We start from the raw sequence: 17,623 nt of genomic DNA on the forward strand, positions 1-17,623 counted from the left end.
CGTATTCCCAACTACGTGCTGCCTATCGTCTGTCTTCATAACGGTGTGATGTTCCAAAAAAATTCAACCTGAGTTCGAAAGCTCAGCCTAGTGAAAACAAATTAATTGATCGATGCCTGCAATCATGCTTGGTAGATATGACTGATCTGCTCCGGTGACACCTGTTAATTTCGGTCCATCCGATGGGTCTGGTTGCAAGGAGTAAATAATAATAAGACTCCCATTCGCTTTGCTCTGAACTGTGAGTTGAACGCCGGGTTCTACACTTGTTAATGTCGCGATGCCTTTTGAAGAGGGCTGTATGTCAAGCGCTTTAAGTTGCTCCGCAAAATACTGGAGTTCGCTCGGCATAACATTCCAACGAAATTTGACAAAAATCCCCGGTGTCTCTAAACAGACACTCACGTGAAGCCAGTCGAAATATGGCCCTCCTGCGCCTTCGATCTCCCTTTCCAGCGGGGAGATTAAAAGATCAAAATTGGATAATGAAAGCTCCAGCATGATCAGTAATACATGAAGTGCAGGATGGTCCAGTCAGATTCGCGCACCACTACTTCAAGTGTTTTCGCTTCCCGCTGCTAGGTGGTGCCGCGCTTCACAAAACGGAACATAGGGATTTCATATCTGAAAGCTCCAGCTACGGCTTGCGGATCGGGGAGCCTCTTTCCGAATTTGATTGCGAGATGAAGAATATGCACAGGCACAAACCGACCAGGGTTTGCCATGTGCATGGCGGTTTTTTCAGTGAATTTAAGTTGCTTTGCACCCGGGCTCAAAATCCGTGAGCGCAGTGTCGCTACGATGCTCTTGGTGGTTAGTGCACCTATTCGTAGCACCTCAGGAGATTTCTTTGCCAGACTTGCAGCGGCAGTCCACCCACTCCGAAGAATTTTGAAGCCGAGTACACCAATAAGGATGAAATCCTCCGGCCCAAATGTGGAGCGTTCGAGTGGAGATTCTTCTATTCCGACTCGCTGTCCTTCCGCATCATAGATGTGCCAGACGCCCTTCGAACCTTCCCAAGAGTAGCCAATACAAGCCCCAATGGTTTCGTCGAAGATTGGTTGCGCATCAGCAGGAAGCCCGGGCGGCCTAACTCCAAAAAAACTATTGAGCAGGGGAAGGCTCGACACTTCGATATCTACAGGCCGCTCCAATCCGTCGTAGTTTTTGGGGGTAGGCTGAACAATGGTTTCCATAAGAAAATCCCTATTCTGAAACCGTTAAACGCCCTGCTTGAGCGAGGCTTCGATGAACGCGTCCAGGTCGCCGTCCAGCACCTTCTGCGTGGCCGAGATTTCGACGTTGGTGCGCAGGTCCTTGATGCGGCTGTTGTCCAGCACGTACGAGCGGATCTGGTGGCCCCAGCCCACGTCGGTCTTGGTGTCTTCCAGCTTCTGGGCTTCTTCCTGGCGCTTGCGCATCTCAAAGTCATACAGCTTGGAGCGCAGGCGCTGCCACGCGATGTCGCGGTTGCCGTGCTGGCTGCGGCCGTCCTGGCACTGCACCACGATGCCGGTGGGCATGTGGGTCAGGCGCACGGCCGAGTCGGTCTTGTTGATGTGCTGCCCGCCCGCGCCGGATGCGCGGTAGGTGTCGGTGCGCACGTCGGCCGGGTTGATGTTGATCTCGATGGAGTCGTCGATCTCAGGGTAGACGAAGAGCGACGCAAACGAGGTATGGCGGCCACCCGAGCTGTCGAACGGGCTTTTGCGCACCAAGCGGTGCACTCCGGTTTCGGTGCGCAGCAAGCCGTAGGCGTACTCGCCCTCGACCTTGATCGTGGCGCTTTTGAGGCCCGCCACGTCGCCCGGGGTTTCTTCTTCGACCGTGGTCTTGAAGCCCTTGCGTTCGGCGTACTTGAGGTACTGGCGCAGCAGCATGCTGGCCCAGTCGCAGGCTTCGGTGCCACCGGCGCCAGCCTGAATGTCGATAAAGCAGTTCAGCGGATCGGCCTCCATGCGGAACATGCGGCGGAACTCCAGCTGTTCGATCTCTGGCTTGAGCTTGGCGGTTTCGGCTTCGATGGTCTGCAGACCGGCTTCGTCGCCTTCTTCCTTGCTCATGTCATAGAGCTCGGTGTTGTCGGCCAATTCGCGCGTCAGCTTGTCCAGCGTGAGCACCACGCCATCCAGCGACTTCTTTTCTTTGCCCAGCTCCTGGGCCTTCTTCGGATCGTTCCAGACCGAAGGGTCTTCCAGCGACGCGTTTACCGTGCGCAGGCGTTCAAATTTGGCATCGAAGTCAAAGATACCTCCGTAACTCTTGCGTTCGCACGGTCAGGTCGGAAAGGGTGTTGCCAATGAGGTTGATACGTTCTGCGTCCATGATTCTTGTCCTGGGTGTTCTGTGGAATAACCCGCGATTTTCTCATGGGACGGTGCATCCACCCCGCAAAGCCCTTGCCGGGGCTATCTGCCGTTGCGGCGGCGGCCGGCGCGGCGGTCGCCCTTCGTTGCAATAATCAAAAATGATAGCTGCTAACGCTTATGGAATAAGCGCTGGCGGCCATTTTGGTATCAAATCCGGTTCAGGGCGCCGCCAGAAACTGCTCGATGAGCGTCGCCACCTGCTCGGGCTGGTCGTGGTGCAGCATGTGTCCGGCGTCCTGCACAACGGCGGTGCGCACGTCGCGCACGTGGGTCAGACGCTGGTGGTAGTCGGCCAGGCTGTACTTGCCTTTCCACCACTGGCCCAGGCTGTCGTCGCTCGCTTCCACCGCCAGCACGGGCGCTGTGATGTGCGCATACAGAGCCAGCGCCTCGTCCAGCCGGTAGAGCTGCGCGCTCGTGATCTTGTGGGCCGGGTCGCCCAGGATCTCCCACTGGCCCTGCGCATTGGGCCGCGCCCAGTGGCCGGCCAGCCACTGCGCCTTGTGCTCGCCCAGGCGAGGGTTGGTCTTCATCAGGCGGCGGGCCACGCCGTCCTGGCTGTCATAGCTCTTGAGGGACAACTCACCGGTGTGCAGTTGCTTGAGCTCGTCGATCCACTGCGCGTAGCGCTTGGGCGCCTGTTCGGGCCGCGATGCGGGCATGCCAAAGCCCTCGAGATTGACGAGGCGGCGGATGCGCCCCGGCCGCACGCCGGCGTACATCATGGCAATGTTGCCGCCCATGCTGTGGCCCACGAGGTCGACCGCTTCGCCGGGCGCGTAGTGGTCGAGCAGCAGGTCCAGGTCGGCCAGGTAATCCGCAAAGAAATAGTGGTCGGCCTGCGCGGTGGACGTCAGCCCAAAGCCGCGCCAGTCGGGCGCGATGATGCGGCGCTCTTGCTGAAGTGCATCCACGGTGAACTGGTACGACGCGCCCACGTCCATCCAGCCGTGCAGCAGCACCAGCGTGGGCAACCCGCTTTGCTCCGGGCCCCAATGGCGGACGTGGTAGTTCAGGTGGCGCAGGGGCAGCGTGCTGCTGCGGGAGGGCTTGAGTGGGGTGTACATGGCGGCAGCGCAAAGGTCAGACGGGGAAATCCGGCGGAGCTCGGGGCCCCAGTGTCCGTCGATGGTAATTCGGCCGATGCGGAGCGGCGGCTTGTGCTTGTCGCCGAGGTGGCTGTCCGATCAGCCGCTGGCTGCGGGCGTCCTGCGGGTCGCTTTGGCCGCTTTGGCCGCTTTGGTCACTTTGGGCGCTACGGGTGCAGCGACCACTTCGGAAGTTTTGGCCGCGTTCCTTGCTGTGGCCGCCTTGGCCGTTCTGCGCTTTGCCGGAGCGGCCGGCACGTGTTCGGCATGGCCATACAGCGCCTGGCAGTTGCCGCAAAAGTAGCTCTTGCGCTGAGTCTTCCCCAGCGTGGCTTTTGTCAGCGGCAGGTCGCAGCGCAGGCACTCCGACTTCCGGTGCGCCAGCCAGTGCTGCTTGAGTACGAACGCCTTTTTCCATTCCAAGAAATCAAAGCTGTACTGCCGGGCCTGGCCCACCAACTCGCGCAGCTTGGCCGCGGGCAGCCCGCCTACGGTGGACAGCGGATGCACGTGGATGCGGTACAGCACTTCGTTCTTGATGATGTTGCCCACACCGGCAAAAACGTCCTGGTCCAGCAACGCGTCGCACGCCAGGGTCTCGGGCGCGGCGCGCAGGCGCTTCAGCGCGAGTGCCGGCTTCCAGGCATCTGACATCACATCGGCGTGCCAGTCATAGACTTCGTCGAGCGACTCTTCGATGTACTTCACCGAGCAGGTGTAGAAGTTGAGCTCATCGCCGCCCTCGAACTGCAGGCTCAGGCGCGGCGGGCCTTCCTTGCGCTCGTTGATGCGGTAACTGCCAAAGAGCAGAAAGTGCACCCTGAGCGAGAACTCCGGCATCTCGACAAGGAAGTGTTTCCCCCAGGTGCGCAGCGCCACGATGCGCTGGCCCACCAGCCGGTCCTTGTCGATGGAGGTGTTGCCCTCGACCCGCGCGATGGTCTTGCCGGCAAAGCCCGCCGCTTGCTCACGCAGGATGAAAAGTGAAGGGCCTTCGGGCATGGTGGACGGGCGCAGCAGAGTGAATCGAAATCCATTATTCTGCGCAGTCCTTCCTCTGCTTGTAATCCTTTTTCCCATGCAAAAAATCCAACTCGGCGCCAGCGATCTGCAGGTCACCCCCATCTGCCTGGGCACCATGACTTTTGGCGAGCAGGTGGCAGAGGCCGACTCGCATGCCATCCTGTCGCGCTCTCTCGACCGGGGCATCAACTTCATCGACACGGCCGAGATGTACTCGGTGCCCGCCAAGGCCGAGACCTTTGGCGCTACTGAAACCATCATCGGCAACTGGTTTGCCAAAAACCCCGGCGCGCGCCAGAAGCTGGTGGTGGCCACCAAGGTCGCAGGCCCCTCGCGCGGCATGCCCTGGGTGCGCGAGAGCAAGGGCATGACGGCGGCTGACATCGTGGCCTCGTGCGAAGGCAGCTTGCGCCGCCTGCAGACCGACGTGATCGACCTCTACCAGATCCACTGGCCCGAGCGCCACGTGCCTGCCTTCGGCAACCTGTACTACGACCCCACCAAGGAAACGTCGCAGACCTCCATCCATGAACAGCTCCAAGCGCTGGCCGGCCTGGTCAAGGCCGGCAAGGTGCGCCACATCGGCCTGTCCAACGAGAGCCCTTACGGCGTGCACGAATTCGTGCGCCTGGCCGAGCAACACGGCCTGCCGCGTGTGGCCACGGTGCAGAACCCGTACTGCCTGATCAACCGCACCTGGGAAAACGGCCTGGACGAAACCTGCCACCGCCTGAACGTGTCGCTGCTGGCGTATTCGCCCCTGGGCTTTGGCCTGCTGACCGGCAAGTACGACGACAGCGGCCTGACCGGCCCGGGCGCGCCCCAGGGTGCGCGCATCGCCACGTACGAGTCGGTGCGCAAGCAGCGCTGGGGCCGTCCCGAGGCACTGACCGCATCGCGCCGCTACAACCAGCTGGCCCGTGACAACGGCCTCACGCCCACGCAACTGGCCCTCGCTTTCTGCTACACCAAGTGGCAAGTCGCCAGCACCATCATCGGCGTGACGTCGGTGGCGCAGCTGGACGAAGACCTGAACGCCTGGGACACGAAGCTCTCGCCCGAAGTGCTGCAGGCGATCGATGCGATCCGCTGGGAAATACGCGACCCTGCACTTTGACGCTCCCCCCTGAGTCGCCTGCGGCGCCTTCCCCCTGAGGGGGACGCCGCCAGCGCGGCGGGGCGGCCCTTGCGCGGCGGCCCTCGCTGAGGGCCGCGCCAGTTTTCCAGGCCGCGCGCATCAAGTCGCGGTCTGTAAGCCGTCAAAGAGGCTCTTCTGCCGCCAGCGCGCCTTCCTTCCACGGCACGCCGTGGGCCTCGCCCAAATCCCAGAACAAGCCGGCCATCACCGCCAGCCCTTCACGCGCCACCGAGGCCAGCAAATGCTCGTTCGGCGCGTGCTGGGCGCATGCCGGGTACGAATGCGGCACCCACAGCGTGGGCAGGCCCAGCTGGTCCGCAAAGATGTCGTTGGGCAGCGAGCCCGCCAGGTTGGGCAGCAGCGTGGCAGCCTGGCCGGCGCTGGCCTCCAGCGAGGCCAGGGTCCAGTCCACCCAGGGGTTGTGCAGGTCCAGTCGCGTGGCGCCGCACACCATGCCCATGGTGATCTCCACGTCAGCAAAGCCATGGGCGTCCAGGTGCTCGCGCAGCGTGGTTTCCACATTCTTCCAATCGGTGCCCACCACAAAGCGCAACTGGCAGTGCGCCACCGCTTGGGAGGGAATGGCGTTGATCGGACGTTGCGCGTTGCCCGAGCCCAGCGCCAGCACCTCCAGCGTGTTCCAGCCCACCAGCTGCTCGGCGGGCGTAAGGCCCGGCTCGCCCCATCCGGGCGTGAGCGCGGGGTCGTCCGCACCGGCGCCGATCACCACGTCCTTGAGCGCGGCGCGCAGCTTGTCGGGCACCGAGGGCGGCAGCAGGCCTTTGACGAGGATGCGGCCCGTGGCATCCACCAGCGTGGCCAGCGCGTGCGTGACCACCGTGGCCGGGTTGGCCAGCACGCCGCCCCAGTTGCCCGAGTGGTAGGCCTTGTCGCGGCTGCGCACGGCGAGCGAGAAGTTGATGGCGCCGCGCGACCCTAGAAAGAGGGTGGGGTGGCCCGCATTCACGCGGGGGCCGTCGCTGGCGAAGAAGAGGTCGGCCTTCAGCGCGTCGCTGTGCTGTTCGCAGAACGCGGCCAGGCCCGGTGAGCCGGCTTCTTCGCCCATCTCCATGATCAGGGTCACGTTGTAGCCCAGGCGGCCACCGCGCGCTTCAATGGCGTGGGCCAGGGCGGCGAGGCTCACGGTGTGCTGGCCCTTGTTGTCCGCCGTGCCGCGGCCGTACCAGCGGTTGCCTTCGATGGTCATCTCCCAGGGCGAGAGGCCTTCGCGCCAGTTGCTGTCCTGCCCGTTGACCACGTCGCCGTGGCCGTAGGTGAGTACGGTGGGCAGGGCCGGGTCTTCCACGCGCCGCGCGACGAGGAAGGGGCCGCCCTGGGGCGACGGGTTGTCCAGCACCTGGCAGTCGAAGCCCAGGGGCGCCAGCCACGGCACCATTTCATCGGTGAGGTACAGGCGCAGTTCGGGCGGCACTTTGCCGGTATCGCTCTCGGTGCGCCAGGCCACGCGGCGGCGCAGGTCGCCCTCGAAACGGCCGTCGTCGAAGTAGCGCTGGACGCTGTCTATCAGTTGTTCGCGGGTCATCGTGCGGTTCCTTCCGGATGTTGTCGTCTCTGCGTTCATCAATCCACCACGATCTTGGCGCGGTGGGCCAGCGCGCGGTAGCGGCCGATCTCGTTGTCCATGGCGGCGTGCATGGCTTTGGGGCCGATGAACACGGGCTCCATGCCCTGGGCGCGGATCTGCTCTTGCAACTGCGGGTCGCGCAGGGCGGCTTCCACTTCCTTGAGCAGCTTGTCCACGATGGGCGCCGGCGTGCGCGCGGGCGCTGCCACGGCGTACCAGCCGTCAAAGGCAGCGTCGGGCAGCTTGAGCTCTTGCACGGTGGGCACCGTGGGGAGGGCGCGGGCGCGTTCGTTGCCCGCAATGGCCAGGGCGCGCAGCTTGCCAGACCGCACGTGCGGCGCGGCACTGGCCACGGTGTCGATGGCCATCTGGATTTCGCCGCCGATGAGGCCCATCATGGCCTGGGCGCTGCCGCGGTAGGGCACGTCCTGCAGGCGCACGTCGGCCGCCTGCTCGATCAGCGCGCCCACCAGGTGTGGTGCAGAGCCCGAGCCGAAGGTGGCGTAGTTGATGGTCTTGGGGGCGGCCTTGGCCGCAGCCAGCAGGCCCGCCAGGTCTTTGTACGGCGAGGTGGCACTGACCACCACCACCAGCGGTGCGCGCGCAATGATGGCCACGGGGGCCAGGTCCTTGATCGGGTCGTAGGGCAGCTTGGGGCGCAGCGCGGCGTTGACGGTGTAGCTGGTGGAGCCCGACACCAGCAGGGTGTAGCCGTCGGGCTCGGCCTTCACCACGCTGTCGGTGCCGATGATGGTGGACGCGCCGGGCTTGTTGTCGACGACGACCGGCTGGCCCAGGCGGGTGGCCAGCTTCTGGCCCAGCGCGCGGGCTACGGCGTCGGTGCCGCCGCCGGGCGGGAAGGGCACTACCAGGCGCACGGACCGCTGGGGCCAGGTATCCGGCTGCGCAGCCGTTTGGGCAAAGGAGGGGCTGCCGACACCGGCAAGGGCTGCTAGGGCAACGGACAACAGCGAGGTTCGAACAAGGCGTTTTTTCATGCGGACTCCGGTGGTGAGGCCTGGGCGCAGCACGCAGCCGCAACGGGGCGGCGTGGCGTGTGCACACGGGCATGGATGAATTGGAGCCCTAAGCCATGCAAGATGGAAGCCGGTTTACCATTGCTTTGAATAGAGATTTGGCAACTGACCATTGCCTTTTTGTGACTGGATGCCGCCATGCCGATTTCATTGCTCAGCCTGCCCGTGCGCTACTTTCTGGAGGTGGCGCGCACCGGCTCCGTCAATCAGGCGGCGCAGCGCTTGCACGTGGCGGCCTCGGCCGTGAGCCGCCAGCTGGGCAAGCTGGAAGACAGCCTGGGCGTGGTGCTGTTCGAACGCCAGGCACGCGGCATGGCACTGACCGAGGCAGGCACCCACCTGCTGGCCCATGCCAATGCGCACGACGCGCAGGCGACCGAGCTGGTGGATCAGCTGCAGGGCTTGTCGGCCCAGGGCGCGGTGCGCGTGCGCGTGGCCTGTACCGAGGGTTTTGCGGCCACCTTCATGCCGCTGGTGATGTCCAGCTTTCGGCAGGCCCACCCGCAGGTGCAGCTGCAACTGCAGGTGGCCGTGCCGCAGGAGGTGTCGGCCCTGATGCTGCGCGGGGAGGTCGACCTGGCCCTCAAATACAGCGTGGCGCCCGAGAAGGGGCTGCAGGTGCTGCACTCGGCCATCGCACCCATCTACGCCATCATGCCGGCGCAGCACCCGCTGGCGCGCCAGCGCAGCGTGTCGGTGGCCGATGTCGTGCGCTACCCGCTGCTGATGGGCGCCAGCAGCACCACCGGGCGGCAGTTGTTCGACCTGAGCTGTGCGGTGCAGGGGCTGCGCTATGTGCCGGCGGTGGAGAGCAACTTCTCGTCGGCGCTGCTGCCGCTGCTCAGCGGCCAGGATGTGGCTTTGGCCAGCTATCTGACGGCGGCGCGCTGGGTGGAGGCGTGCCTGCTGGCGGCCCGGCCTTTCGACGAGGCGCAGCTGCAGCAGCGGCGCCTGCAGGTGCTGGCGGGCGAGGGCCGGGTGCCGTCGGTGCTGGTGCAGCAGTTCACCGACGCGCTGGTGGCGGCTATCGAGCAGTACGGCAAACGCAAGGTCGGGCGGCGCAAGGCACGGGACGCCGCGCAGGCCGCGTGGCCTTGACGGAACTTGCAGCACTGGCGTGCGCAGCCGTCGCACGGCAGCGGGAGCGTCTGCAAATGGCTACCATTCGCTTCCTACCCAGACCGCACCATGGCCAAGAAAGAACACGTCTCCGAGACCCAAGCCACCCAGCTGCTCAAGGCCCACAAGGTGGCTTTCACCGAGCACCCCTATGAGTACCTGGAGCATGGCGGTGCCATGCACAGCGCCGAGGTGCTGGGGCTCGATCCGTTCACCGTGGTCAAGACGCTGGTAATGCAGGACCAGGACGCCAAGCCGCTGCTGGTGCTGATGCATGGCAATCGCAAGGTGTCTACCAAAAACCTGGCGCGCCAGATCGGCGCCAAGTCGGTGGAGCCCTGCACGCCTGAGGTCGCCAATCGGCACAGCGGCTACCTGGTCGGCGGCACCTCGCCCTTCGGCACGCGGCGCACCATGCCGGTGTACATCGAGGAGACCATCCTCGCGCTGCCCCGCATCGCCATCAACGGCGGGCGCCGGGGCTTTTTGGTGCAACTGGACCCGCAGATGTGCGTGCAGTTGTTGGGTGCCAAGTCGGTGCATTGCGCACTGGCAGAATAAGGCGGCGCGGAAAGAGGCGTTGCGCCCATCGCTCTCTGGCTAATGCGGGCTGCTGTGGTGACTGCCCCCCACGGAGGGCGGGGGCATTGCGGGACTTGATCGCCACTGCCCCCCGTCCAACCAACACACAGCCCCTCAGAGGGCTGCTTTATCTGATTACTGAGGAGTTGCCTTGACCGCCGTCTATCCCGTTCTCGCCGCTGTGGCCGCCTACCTGCTGGGCTCGCTGTCGTTCGCTGTCATCGTGACGCGTGTGATGGGGCTGAGCGACCCCCGCACCTATGGCAGCAAGAACCCGGGTGCCACCAATGTGCTGCGCTCGGGCTCCAAGGCAGCGGCCATCGTCACGCTGCTGCTCGATGCGATGAAAGGCTGGTTGCCGGTGGCGCTGGTGATGTGGTTTGGCAAACCGTACGGCCTGGAGGACGGCACGGTTGCCATGGTGGGCCTGGCCGCATTCCTCGGCCACCTGTGGCCCGTGTTCTTTCGATTCGAAGGGGGCAAGGGCGTCGCGACGGCGCTGGGCGTGTTGCTGGGCATCAGCGTCTGGCTGGGGCTGGCCACGGCGCTGACCTGGGTCATCATCGCGTTTTTCTTTCGGTATTCATCGCTGGCATCGTTGGCGGCCGCTGCGTTTGCACCGGTGTATTACCTGCTGGTGGATGGCGTGGTCTGGTATGCCGAGGGCACCATCGCTGCGTCTATCGTGGTCATGGCCTTGCTGCTGGCCTGGCGCCACAAGGAAAACATCCAGCGGCTGATCCAGGGCAAGGAGTCGCGCCTGGGCAGCAAGAAGGCCAAGCCTGGGGCGCAGGGCGCAGGCAACGCGGGTCAATAGCCGCGGCGCGCTGCACTCCACAACCGCACGTCTGGCTTGGAGTGGCTGCAGCTTCTAGAGGGAACCCGGGGCGGTGATCAGCCCCCGGAGCCCCGCGCTGTGCTGCGCGGCATACAGGCCCAGCCGCACCATCGTGCGGTGGTTGAGCTGCAAGCTCACCGCAGAGCGGGCCAGCGCAGACTGGATGCGGGGCTTACCGCTGGCCGTCTGGTAGAGGCTCGGCTGGCTATGGTGTTGGCCGCCGCGGTCCAGCAGGCTGGCCACGAGCGGGTGGTTGGCCTTTTCACTGCGGCGCAGCACGATTGCGGTCTCGCCGTTGTCCAGCTTCACGAAAGTGCCCGGCGGGCACAGGCCGATAGAGCGCACCAGGGTGTAGCTCACTTCATCGCGCTGATCGATCTCTTGGCCGACGATGGCGCGCACCGAATCGGTGGCGCTGCGGCCCGCCCGCGACTTGCGCGGGCTGATCATGGCGGCATAGCGGTCGATGGTGCCCAGGATGCGGGTGAGGCGGTCTTCGGGCGCCTGGCCGGCCAGTGGCTCGCGCTCGGCAATGCTGGCGTGGTGCTGGCCCACCACGTCCAGCCACAGCGCATCGTTGATAAAGAGCCGCTCCAGCAGCATCATGCTTTCTTCGGGGTGGCCTTTGATCGATTCTTGCTGGGTGGGCGTGGGCCGCTCGCGCTGCTCGGCCAGTTCATCCTGCAAGGATGTCATGCCAATGTTCATGGTCAGCGCCGCGCGCACTAGGCTGTCGCGCTCACGTTGGGGCAGCTGCAACTCGTGCGCCATGATGTGGCACAGCGTGCCGCACACCAGCGCATGCGAGGCGCTGTAACCCACGGTGGACGTAGAGGCCAGCTGGAACATCAGGTACAGCGCGGCATCGATATCGTGCGCCACCAGGTCTTGCAGCCAGCCGTCGAACTGCCGCACCTTGGCCGGAAAATCCTGCACCTGCAATGGCCGCGACAGCAGCACCGACAGCGCAGCCTCCAGGTCTGACCACAGGCTCAGCAGGTCTTCGTATTCGCCTTCCGCGTGGTGGGTACCGTGGGGGTGATGGGCAGACATGGCCGGGTATTGGAACGAGGACCTTGGTGCTGGCTGCGCGGTCAGTTGCGCTTTTCCAGCACCATCTGGTCGTTGATGCGGGTCATCTGGAATTCGTTCAGGAAGCTGTTGCCCAAAAGCACATAGGGCATGGCCTGCGGGGTGATGACGGCTTCGACGCCAAACACCTCCACGTCGCCGATACGTACCGAGTCGAGCTTCATGCGCCAGCCCTGGGCCACGCCATTGGCCGTGCTCATGCGCACAGGCTGTCCGCTCTGGTATTTGAGACCCATGCTGTCCGCTTGCGCTCGGCCGATGGCGACCGAGGTGGCGCCTGTGTCCACCATGTACTGCATGACCCGGCCGTTGATCGTGCCGCTGTTCACAAAATGGCCGCGGCTGTCGGCCGTGAGCACAACCCGCTTGCCGCTGCCGCTTCGGTTGCCGACGCTCACTGGCGCCTCGCCCAGGCGCAGAACGCGCCGCGCGCCCTTGATCTCGACCGTGGCATCTTCCTTGCCGACGGAAAGAACCTTCACCCCCTGGAATTCATCGCCTGCGCCCAAAGCCCGGGGTGGGTGTGCGTCCACCACCAGCAGGGCCTTGCTGCCCAACATGCCGGCAATGCCCACCGACTGGGCGTGCACCCAGGCGGGTGCCAGGCAGAGGGCGGCGATGGCCGGAGCGAGGGACAGGAGGGGTCGAATATTCATGGATGCACCACTGCGCGTTGTATGACGCGATCCCGTTGATACTGGCGCTGCCAAAGCCAGCAGACGCCGCGCAAGGGCCGCCCCGCCGCACTGGCGTCGTCCCCCTTCCCGCGCGAAGCGCGACAGAGACGGGGGAAGGCGCGAAGCGCCTCAGGGGGTTGCCACCTCATCTTCAGTCGCGGAAATTGTCGAACGACAGCGGCACGTCCGCCACATCCTTGCGGATCAGGGCCATGGCGGCCTGCAGGTCGTCGCGCTTGGCACCGGTGATGCGCACCTTGTCCTCCTGAATCGCGGCCTGCACCTTGAGCTTGCTCTCCTTCATCAGCTTCTGGATCTTCTTGGCGAGTTCGCTCTCGATGCCGTTCCTCACCTTGATGACCTGCTTGACCTTGTCGCCGCCCATTTTCTGGACGTCGCCCAGGTCCAGAAAGCGCACATCCACATTGCGCTTGGTGAGCTTGTTGCGCAGCACGTCTTCAATCTGTGTGAGCTGAAAGTCGGCGTCGCCGATCAGGGTGATGTCCTTGTCCTTGATCTCGATGCTGGCCGACGTGCCCTTGAAATCGAAGCGTGTGCCGATTTCCTTGGCGGTGTTCTCAACCGCGTTTTTCACTTCAACCAGATTGGCTTCGCAGACGGTGTCAAAAGATGGCATTGTGGCTCTCTATCTCAGGGGAAACGGGGGTGCGTGGCAGTGGGCACTAGTGGCCCGATGCGACAATCGGACCAATGGTAGTCGAGAAAAACGCCCCTTTGCAGCCCTGGAACACCTTTGGCATTGCCGCCCGCGCCCAAACGCTGGTGCGCGTGCATTCCGCAGCCGATGTCTCGGCATTGCTGGCCGATCCGGTGCTGGCGTCCGCGCCGAAGTTTGTGCTGGGCGGCGGCAGCAACATCATCCTGACCGGCGACGTGAAGCCTGTGGTGCTCAAGGTCGAGATCAAGGGCCTGCGGCTGGTCGAGGAAACCGCCAAGGCCTGGATCGTGGAAGCCGGCGCTGGTGAGGTCTGGCACGACTGCGTAGCTTGGACGCTGGCTAACGGCTTTCCGGGCCTTGAAAACCTGGCGCTGATCCCGGGGACCGTGGGCGCCTCGCCCGTGCAGAACATCGGCGCCTATGGGGTGGAGTTGCAGGACCGTTTTGAGTCCCTCGACGCCATCGACCTGGCCACGGGCCGCGCGTTCGCGCTGGACGCCGCACAGTGTGGTTTTGGCTACCGCGATTCGGTGTTCAAGCACGCACCGTCTGACGCCCAGGGTGCTGACGGCCTGCCGCGGGGCATGGGCCTTGCGGGGCGTGCGGTGATCACGCATGTGCGATTTCGCCTGCCCAAGCCCTGGAATCCGGTGCTGGGCTATCTCGACTTGGAGCGCCGCCGGGTGGAGGAGGGGGTTGAGAGCCCCACTGCACTGCAAATCTTCAATTGGGTCTGCGAGATCCGCCGCGCCAAGCTGCCCGACCCTGCCGTGGTGGGCAACGCGGGCAGTTTCTTCAAGAACCCCACCGTCTCGCCCGACCAGTGCGCCGACATCATCGCGCGCGAGCCCAAGATCGTGCATTACCCCATGCCCGATGGCAGCATCAAGCTGGCGGCGGGCTGGCTGATCGATGCCTGCGGCTGGAAGGGCAAGTCCATCGGCAAGGCGGGTGTGTACGAAAAACAGGCGCTGGTGCTGGTCAACCGCGGCCGAGGGGCCGACAGCGTGACGGGTGGCGAAGTCATGACATTGGCCAAGGCGATCCAGACCAGTGTGTACGAGCGGTTTGGCATCCGGCTGGAGCCTGAGCCCGTAGTGGTGTAGCACCTCCACCTCCGGCCGCGCGGGGAGTCGCCCGTCCAATCCTATAAAAAAAGCCACCGAATCGGTGGCTTTGCTATTTATCTCATAGCTGCTGGCGCTTATAGATAAAGCGCTAGGCCATGTTTTGATACAAAATTTTCGAAGTGGCGGCTGGCAAGGGGCGTTCCCCAGCCCTCCGCCTCCTCGAGGGCATCACTTGCGGTCGTTTTCCAGCTGAGCCAGGGCTGCGTTGCCGCCCAATGACAGCAGGCCCGACTGGGCATACACGCCCAGCTTGTGGCGCGTGTCCGAGATATCCAGGTTGCGCATGGTCAGCTGGCCGATGCGGTCCAGCGGCGAGAACGGCGCGTCTTCCACCTTTTCCATCGACAGGCGCTCGGGTGCGTAGGTCAGGTTGGGCGACTCGGTGTTGAGCAGCGAGTAGTCGTTGCCGCGGCGCAGCTCCAGCGTCACGGTACCGGTCACGGCGCGCGCCACCCAACGCTGGGCGGTTTCGCGCAGCATGATGGCTTGCGGGTCGAACCAGCGGCCCTGGTACAGCAGGCGGCCCAGCTTCAGGCCATTCATGCGGTATTGCTCGATGGTGTCTTCGTTGTGGATGCCGGTCACCAGGCGCTCATAGGCAATGTGCAGCAGCGCCAAGCCAGGGGCTTCGTAGATGCCACGGCTCTTGGCCTCGATGATGCGGTTCTCGATCTGGTCGCTCATGCCCAGGCCATGACGGCCGCCGATGCGGTTGGCTTCGAGGATCAGCTCCACAGGGTCGTTGAACTCCACCCCGTTCAGTGCCACGGGCTGGCCTTCTTCAAAGCGCACCGAGACTTCCTCGGCCTTGACGGCGACTTCGTCCTTCCAGAACGCGACGCCCATGATGGGGTTCACGATGCGGATGCCGCTGGACAGGAACTCCAGGTCCTTGGCTTCGTGCGTGGCGCCCAGCATGTTGCTGTCAGTGCTGTAGGCCTTCTCGGCGCTCATCTTGTAGCCAAAGCCGGCCTGGGTCATGAACGCCGACATTTCGGCGCGACCGCCCAGCTCGTCGATGAACAGCTGGTCCAGCCACGGCTTGTAGATCTTGAGCGATGGGTTGGTCAGCAGGCCGTAGCGGTAAAAACGCTCGATGTCGTTGCCCTTGAAGGTCGAGCCGTCGCCCCAGATGTTGACGTCGTCTTCCTTCATCGCCGCCACGAGCATGGTGCCGGTCACGGCACGGCCCAGGGGCGTGGTGTTGAAGTACGTGAGGCCACCGGTGGAGATGTGGAAGGCACCGGCTTGCAGGGCCGCGATGCCTTCGTGGGCCAATTGCGTGCGGCAGTCGACCAGACGAGCCTTCTCGGCGCCGTACTCCATCGCTTTGCGAGGAATGGCGTCGTAGTCGGGCTCGTCGGGCTGGCCGAGGTTGGCGGTGTACGCGTAGGGCACAGCGCCCTTGAGCTTCATCCAGTGCAGGGCTGCGCTGGTATCGAGGCCGCCCGAGAAGGCAATGCCGACCTTTTGGCCGAGGGGGAGGTTCTGGAGGATGGTTGCCATGGAATGCTTCTAAAAAGATAGCTGCTTGCGCTTTCTGGACAAGCGCTAGAGGCCAAAAACAATCAAATTTCAGCCGAAATGGCAGATGTAGTGGTAGGCCTCGATCACGCGGATGTCGAACTTGGAGTTGCCCGGCACGTTGAATTTGTCCCCAGCCGAAGACTTCACCCAGGCATCAGTGCCGTCCAGCTTGTATTCGCACGAGCCCGCCACGCATTCCATGATCTCGGGTGCGCCGGTGTTGAAGGTGAGCGTTGCGGGCAGCACCACGCCCACCGACTTCTTCGTGCCATCCGCAAAGGTGATGCCATGGCTCACGCACTTGCCGTCAAAGTACACATTGGCCTGGGTGGTGACGGACACGCCGTCGATTTTTTCGGTGGTCATGGATGCGCTGCTTCGGGTTGGAGGAAACCAGCGATTTTAGGACAGGGCGCGCCGACTCTCGGGCGGCATGTTGCCGCGCGGGCGCAATGTTGCGGAGCAAGGCGGCGCGTGGGCAAAAAAAAGAGCCCCGAAGGGCTCCTTTTGCACTGGTGACCAATATATCGCGTCGGCCAACACCGGCTTAACGCCAGTACGGATTGCGAGGGTGGTGATACGGCCGGTCGTAGCCGTATTCGATCACCGTGACCGGAGGGCTCACGTACGTAGGCTGTTGGTACACCGGCTGCTGGTATGCAGGTTGCACAGGGTAGGTCGACGTGACCACGCCGGGCTGGCTGTAAACCCCTTGAGACGCGTACGGGTCGGGTTGGTTGGAATAGGTCTGGCCGGGCTGCACGCTCACCGGGATCCAACGGCCAGGGTCGTTCTGGGTGCGGGTGGTGTACTGGCGGCCTGCGTATTCATAAACCACGTCGTAGCCGACGGTGCGGTTTTGGTAATACGTCTCGGTCGTGCAGCGCTGCACGTTTTGGTAGTGCGGCTGGCCACCTTCGATCTGGTTGCCGATCACCGCGCCGCCGATGAGACCGATGGCCGTGGCGGCGGCCCTGCCGCTGCCCTTGCCGATGGCGTTGCCGGCTGCTCCGCCGGCAATCGCGCCCACGACGGCGCCTGCGCCGGTGGTGCGGTTGCCGTTGTAGACGGTTTCATTGCCGCACACCTGCTGGGGCGTGGCGATTTGCTGCACGACGGGTGTGGCCGACAGCACACGGCCTTGTTCTTGGGCGCTTGCCACCGTGGCAACGGCTGCGAGAGCGGAAAAGAGGACGATTTTTTTCATGGAGAAACTCCTTTGGATCGGTGCATAACGCACCAGAGTGTGAAAAAGTTTAGGCCCGTAAGGTCAATACAGGGCGCGACCGCCGTAAATCTGCGTAAAGATTTGTGCAATATCTCCGCTCCTGGCCCTTTCTTCGTCTCAAGATTCAGGCTCCGCGCCAAGCCAACCACTGGTCAGGTACAAAACCCACCGATACGTGGGTCTCGCCCCCGTGCTGCCATTCCACCACTGGCCGCTTGATCACACTGGGTTGCGCCTCCATGAGTGCGCTGGCGCTGGCCTCGTCTTGCACCCCCGTCTGGACATTGGGTTCGAGCTTGCGCCAAGTGGTTCCCTGTCGGTTGATGAGCTTGTCGTACCCCACCGCGGCCATCCAGTGGGGGACCCGGTCAGCGGGTACGCCCTGTTTCTTGAAGTCGTGAAAAACCACGTCCAACCCGTTGTCCGTAAACCAGGTCCGGGCTTTTTTGACGGTGTCGCAGTTGGGGATTCCGTAGAGCGTGATGTGTGAGGTTGTCATGCCGCAATC

General features: G+C 63.7%; 19 protein-coding genes. 5 read left to right on the forward strand and 14 right to left on the reverse strand.

The genetic code is table 11. From position 1 onward, the window contains the following. Positions 1-87: 87 nt before the first annotated feature. The 5 genes from ACSQ3Q_RS10150 to ACSQ3Q_RS10170 all read right to left on the reverse strand — a co-directional run bounded on the left by ACSQ3Q_RS10150 (position 88) and on the right by ACSQ3Q_RS10170 (position 4,462). Positions 88-501 carry a WapI family immunity protein gene (locus ACSQ3Q_RS10150; RefSeq protein WP_436134262.1) on the reverse strand — a complete coding sequence of 138 codons (414 nt, stop codon included), beginning with the start codon at positions 499-501 and terminating at the stop codon, positions 88-90. A gap of 77 nt (positions 502-578) precedes the next feature. Next, positions 579-1,199: a hypothetical protein gene (locus ACSQ3Q_RS10155; protein ID WP_436134263.1), complete on the reverse strand. Its 621-nt coding sequence runs from the start codon at positions 1,197-1,199 to the stop codon at positions 579-581. Positions 1,200-1,223: 24 nt separating this feature from the next. Then, a protein-coding gene (gene prfB, locus ACSQ3Q_RS10160) for a peptide chain release factor 2 (protein ID WP_436134264.1) occupies positions 1,224-2,328 on the reverse strand; the annotation gives its coding sequence in 2 pieces (ribosomal slippage) (positions 1,224-2,246 and positions 2,248-2,328; 1,104 coding nt in all). Between the two features lie 202 nt (positions 2,329-2,530). Next, positions 2,531-3,439, reverse strand: coding sequence for an alpha/beta fold hydrolase (locus tag ACSQ3Q_RS10165; protein WP_436134265.1), 909 nt, complete (start codon positions 3,437-3,439; stop codon positions 2,531-2,533). Positions 3,440-3,559: 120 nt separating this feature from the next. After that, positions 3,560-4,462: a DNA-formamidopyrimidine glycosylase family protein gene (locus tag ACSQ3Q_RS10170; RefSeq protein WP_436134266.1), complete on the reverse strand. Its 903-nt coding sequence runs from the start codon at positions 4,460-4,462 to the stop codon at positions 3,560-3,562. Between the two features lie 76 nt (positions 4,463-4,538). Here ACSQ3Q_RS10170 and ACSQ3Q_RS10175 point away from each other — a divergent pair, with 76 nt between their 5' ends. Then, entirely contained in the window at positions 4,539-5,600 is a 1,062-nt protein-coding gene (locus ACSQ3Q_RS10175) for an aldo/keto reductase (protein WP_436134267.1), read from the forward strand. Between the two features lie 142 nt (positions 5,601-5,742). Here the strand turns inward: ACSQ3Q_RS10175 and ACSQ3Q_RS10180 are convergent, their stop codons facing one another. After that, positions 5,743-7,164 (reverse strand): M20 family metallopeptidase, encoded by a 1,422-nt coding sequence (locus ACSQ3Q_RS10180; protein ID WP_436134268.1) that lies wholly within the window; start codon positions 7,162-7,164, stop codon positions 5,743-5,745. Positions 7,165-7,202: 38 nt separating this feature from the next. Then, positions 7,203-8,204: a Bug family tripartite tricarboxylate transporter substrate binding protein gene (locus tag ACSQ3Q_RS10185; protein ID WP_436134269.1), complete on the reverse strand. Its 1,002-nt coding sequence runs from the start codon at positions 8,202-8,204 to the stop codon at positions 7,203-7,205. A 177-nt stretch (positions 8,205-8,381) separates the two neighbouring features. On the opposite strand from ACSQ3Q_RS10185, the gene ACSQ3Q_RS10190 reads away from it, so the two are divergent. From ACSQ3Q_RS10190 to plsY, 3 genes are all read left to right on the forward strand, one after another. Then, positions 8,382-9,341, forward strand: coding sequence for a LysR family transcriptional regulator (locus ACSQ3Q_RS10190; protein ID WP_436134270.1), 960 nt, complete (start codon positions 8,382-8,384; stop codon positions 9,339-9,341). A 90-nt stretch (positions 9,342-9,431) separates the two neighbouring features. Next, positions 9,432-9,923, forward strand: a complete 492-nt coding sequence (locus ACSQ3Q_RS10195; RefSeq protein WP_436134271.1) for an aminoacyl-tRNA deacylase — start codon at positions 9,432-9,434, stop codon at positions 9,921-9,923. A gap of 172 nt (positions 9,924-10,095) precedes the next feature. After that, on the forward strand, positions 10,096-10,761 hold the full coding sequence (gene plsY, locus ACSQ3Q_RS10200) for a glycerol-3-phosphate 1-O-acyltransferase PlsY (protein ID WP_436134272.1): 666 nt from the start codon (positions 10,096-10,098) through the stop codon (positions 10,759-10,761). A 54-nt stretch (positions 10,762-10,815) separates the two neighbouring features. On the opposite strand, the gene ACSQ3Q_RS10205 is transcribed toward plsY, so the two are convergent. From ACSQ3Q_RS10205 to ACSQ3Q_RS10215, 3 genes are all read right to left on the reverse strand, one after another. Further along, positions 10,816-11,835 carry an HD-GYP domain-containing protein gene (locus ACSQ3Q_RS10205; RefSeq protein WP_436134273.1) on the reverse strand — a complete coding sequence of 340 codons (1,020 nt, stop codon included), beginning with the start codon at positions 11,833-11,835 and terminating at the stop codon, positions 10,816-10,818. A 41-nt stretch (positions 11,836-11,876) separates the two neighbouring features. Next, complete coding sequence (locus tag ACSQ3Q_RS10210; RefSeq protein ID WP_436134274.1) at positions 11,877-12,530, reverse strand: retropepsin-like aspartic protease family protein; 654 nt, start codon at positions 12,528-12,530, stop codon at positions 11,877-11,879. 172 nt (positions 12,531-12,702) lie between these two features. Continuing rightward, a complete protein-coding gene (locus ACSQ3Q_RS10215; RefSeq protein WP_348714683.1) occupies positions 12,703-13,188 on the reverse strand; it encodes a YajQ family cyclic di-GMP-binding protein in 486 nt (161 codons plus the stop codon). Positions 13,189-13,262: 74 nt separating this feature from the next. Here ACSQ3Q_RS10215 and murB point away from each other — a divergent pair, with 74 nt between their 5' ends. Further along, a complete protein-coding gene (gene murB, locus ACSQ3Q_RS10220) occupies positions 13,263-14,336 on the forward strand; it encodes a UDP-N-acetylmuramate dehydrogenase (RefSeq protein WP_436134275.1) in 1,074 nt (357 codons plus the stop codon). 192 nt (positions 14,337-14,528) lie between these two features. Here murB and argG read toward each other — a convergent pair whose 3' ends face one another. The 4 genes from argG to ACSQ3Q_RS10240 form a co-directional block, all read right to left on the reverse strand. Further along, on the reverse strand, positions 14,529-15,866 hold the full coding sequence (argG, locus tag ACSQ3Q_RS10225; RefSeq protein ID WP_436134276.1) for an argininosuccinate synthase: 1,338 nt from the start codon (positions 15,864-15,866) through the stop codon (positions 14,529-14,531). A 69-nt stretch (positions 15,867-15,935) separates the two neighbouring features. Further along, positions 15,936-16,253, reverse strand: a complete 318-nt coding sequence (locus ACSQ3Q_RS10230; protein WP_436134277.1) for a pyrimidine/purine nucleoside phosphorylase — start codon at positions 16,251-16,253, stop codon at positions 15,936-15,938. Positions 16,254-16,434: 181 nt separating this feature from the next. Next, on the reverse strand, positions 16,435-17,094 hold the full coding sequence (locus ACSQ3Q_RS10235; protein WP_436134278.1) for a glycine zipper 2TM domain-containing protein: 660 nt from the start codon (positions 17,092-17,094) through the stop codon (positions 16,435-16,437). A gap of 145 nt (positions 17,095-17,239) precedes the next feature. Further along, positions 17,240-17,614, reverse strand: a complete 375-nt coding sequence (locus tag ACSQ3Q_RS10240; RefSeq protein WP_436134279.1) for an arsenate reductase — start codon at positions 17,612-17,614, stop codon at positions 17,240-17,242. Positions 17,615-17,623: the final 9 nt, after the last annotated feature.

The organism is Acidovorax sp. LjRoot129, from assembly GCF_964253765.1.
GTDB lineage: Bacteria > Pseudomonadota > Gammaproteobacteria > Burkholderiales > Burkholderiaceae_C > Acidovorax.

What these genes read in the sequence shown, in the direction of transcription:
- ACSQ3Q_RS10210 (WP_436134274.1), bottom strand. Translation starts at nt 12,530, where the DNA reads ATGAATATTCGACCCCTCCTGTCCCTCGCTCCGGCCATCGCCGCCCTC.
- ACSQ3Q_RS10185 (WP_436134269.1), bottom strand. Translation starts at nt 8,204, where the DNA reads ATGAAAAAACGCCTTGTTCGAACCTCGCTGTTGTCCGTTGCCCTAGCA.
- murB (WP_436134275.1), top strand. Translation starts at nt 13,263, where the DNA reads ATGGTAGTCGAGAAAAACGCCCCTTTGCAGCCCTGGAACACCTTTGGC.
- ACSQ3Q_RS10165 (WP_436134265.1), bottom strand. Translation starts at nt 3,439, where the DNA reads ATGTACACCCCACTCAAGCCCTCCCGCAGCAGCACGCTGCCCCTGCGC.
- ACSQ3Q_RS10190 (WP_436134270.1), top strand. Translation starts at nt 8,382, where the DNA reads ATGCCGATTTCATTGCTCAGCCTGCCCGTGCGCTACTTTCTGGAGGTG.
- ACSQ3Q_RS10155 (WP_436134263.1), bottom strand. Translation starts at nt 1,199, where the DNA reads ATGGAAACCATTGTTCAGCCTACCCCCAAAAACTACGACGGATTGGAG.
- ACSQ3Q_RS10215 (WP_348714683.1), bottom strand. Translation starts at nt 13,188, where the DNA reads ATGCCATCTTTTGACACCGTCTGCGAAGCCAATCTGGTTGAAGTGAAA.
- ACSQ3Q_RS10205 (WP_436134273.1), bottom strand. Translation starts at nt 11,835, where the DNA reads ATGTCTGCCCATCACCCCCACGGTACCCACCACGCGGAAGGCGAATAC.
- ACSQ3Q_RS10180 (WP_436134268.1), bottom strand. Translation starts at nt 7,164, where the DNA reads ATGACCCGCGAACAACTGATAGACAGCGTCCAGCGCTACTTCGACGAC.
- ACSQ3Q_RS10195 (WP_436134271.1), top strand. Translation starts at nt 9,432, where the DNA reads ATGGCCAAGAAAGAACACGTCTCCGAGACCCAAGCCACCCAGCTGCTC.
- ACSQ3Q_RS10150 (WP_436134262.1), bottom strand. Translation starts at nt 501, where the DNA reads ATGCTGGAGCTTTCATTATCCAATTTTGATCTTTTAATCTCCCCGCTG.
- ACSQ3Q_RS10170 (WP_436134266.1), bottom strand. Translation starts at nt 4,462, where the DNA reads ATGCCCGAAGGCCCTTCACTTTTCATCCTGCGTGAGCAAGCGGCGGGC.
- ACSQ3Q_RS10235 (WP_436134278.1), bottom strand. Translation starts at nt 17,094, where the DNA reads ATGAAAAAAATCGTCCTCTTTTCCGCTCTCGCAGCCGTTGCCACGGTG.
- argG (WP_436134276.1), bottom strand. Translation starts at nt 15,866, where the DNA reads ATGGCAACCATCCTCCAGAACCTCCCCCTCGGCCAAAAGGTCGGCATT.
- ACSQ3Q_RS10175 (WP_436134267.1), top strand. Translation starts at nt 4,539, where the DNA reads ATGCAAAAAATCCAACTCGGCGCCAGCGATCTGCAGGTCACCCCCATC.
- ACSQ3Q_RS10240 (WP_436134279.1), bottom strand. Translation starts at nt 17,614, where the DNA reads ATGACAACCTCACACATCACGCTCTACGGAATCCCCAACTGCGACACC.
- ACSQ3Q_RS10230 (WP_436134277.1), bottom strand. Translation starts at nt 16,253, where the DNA reads ATGACCACCGAAAAAATCGACGGCGTGTCCGTCACCACCCAGGCCAAT.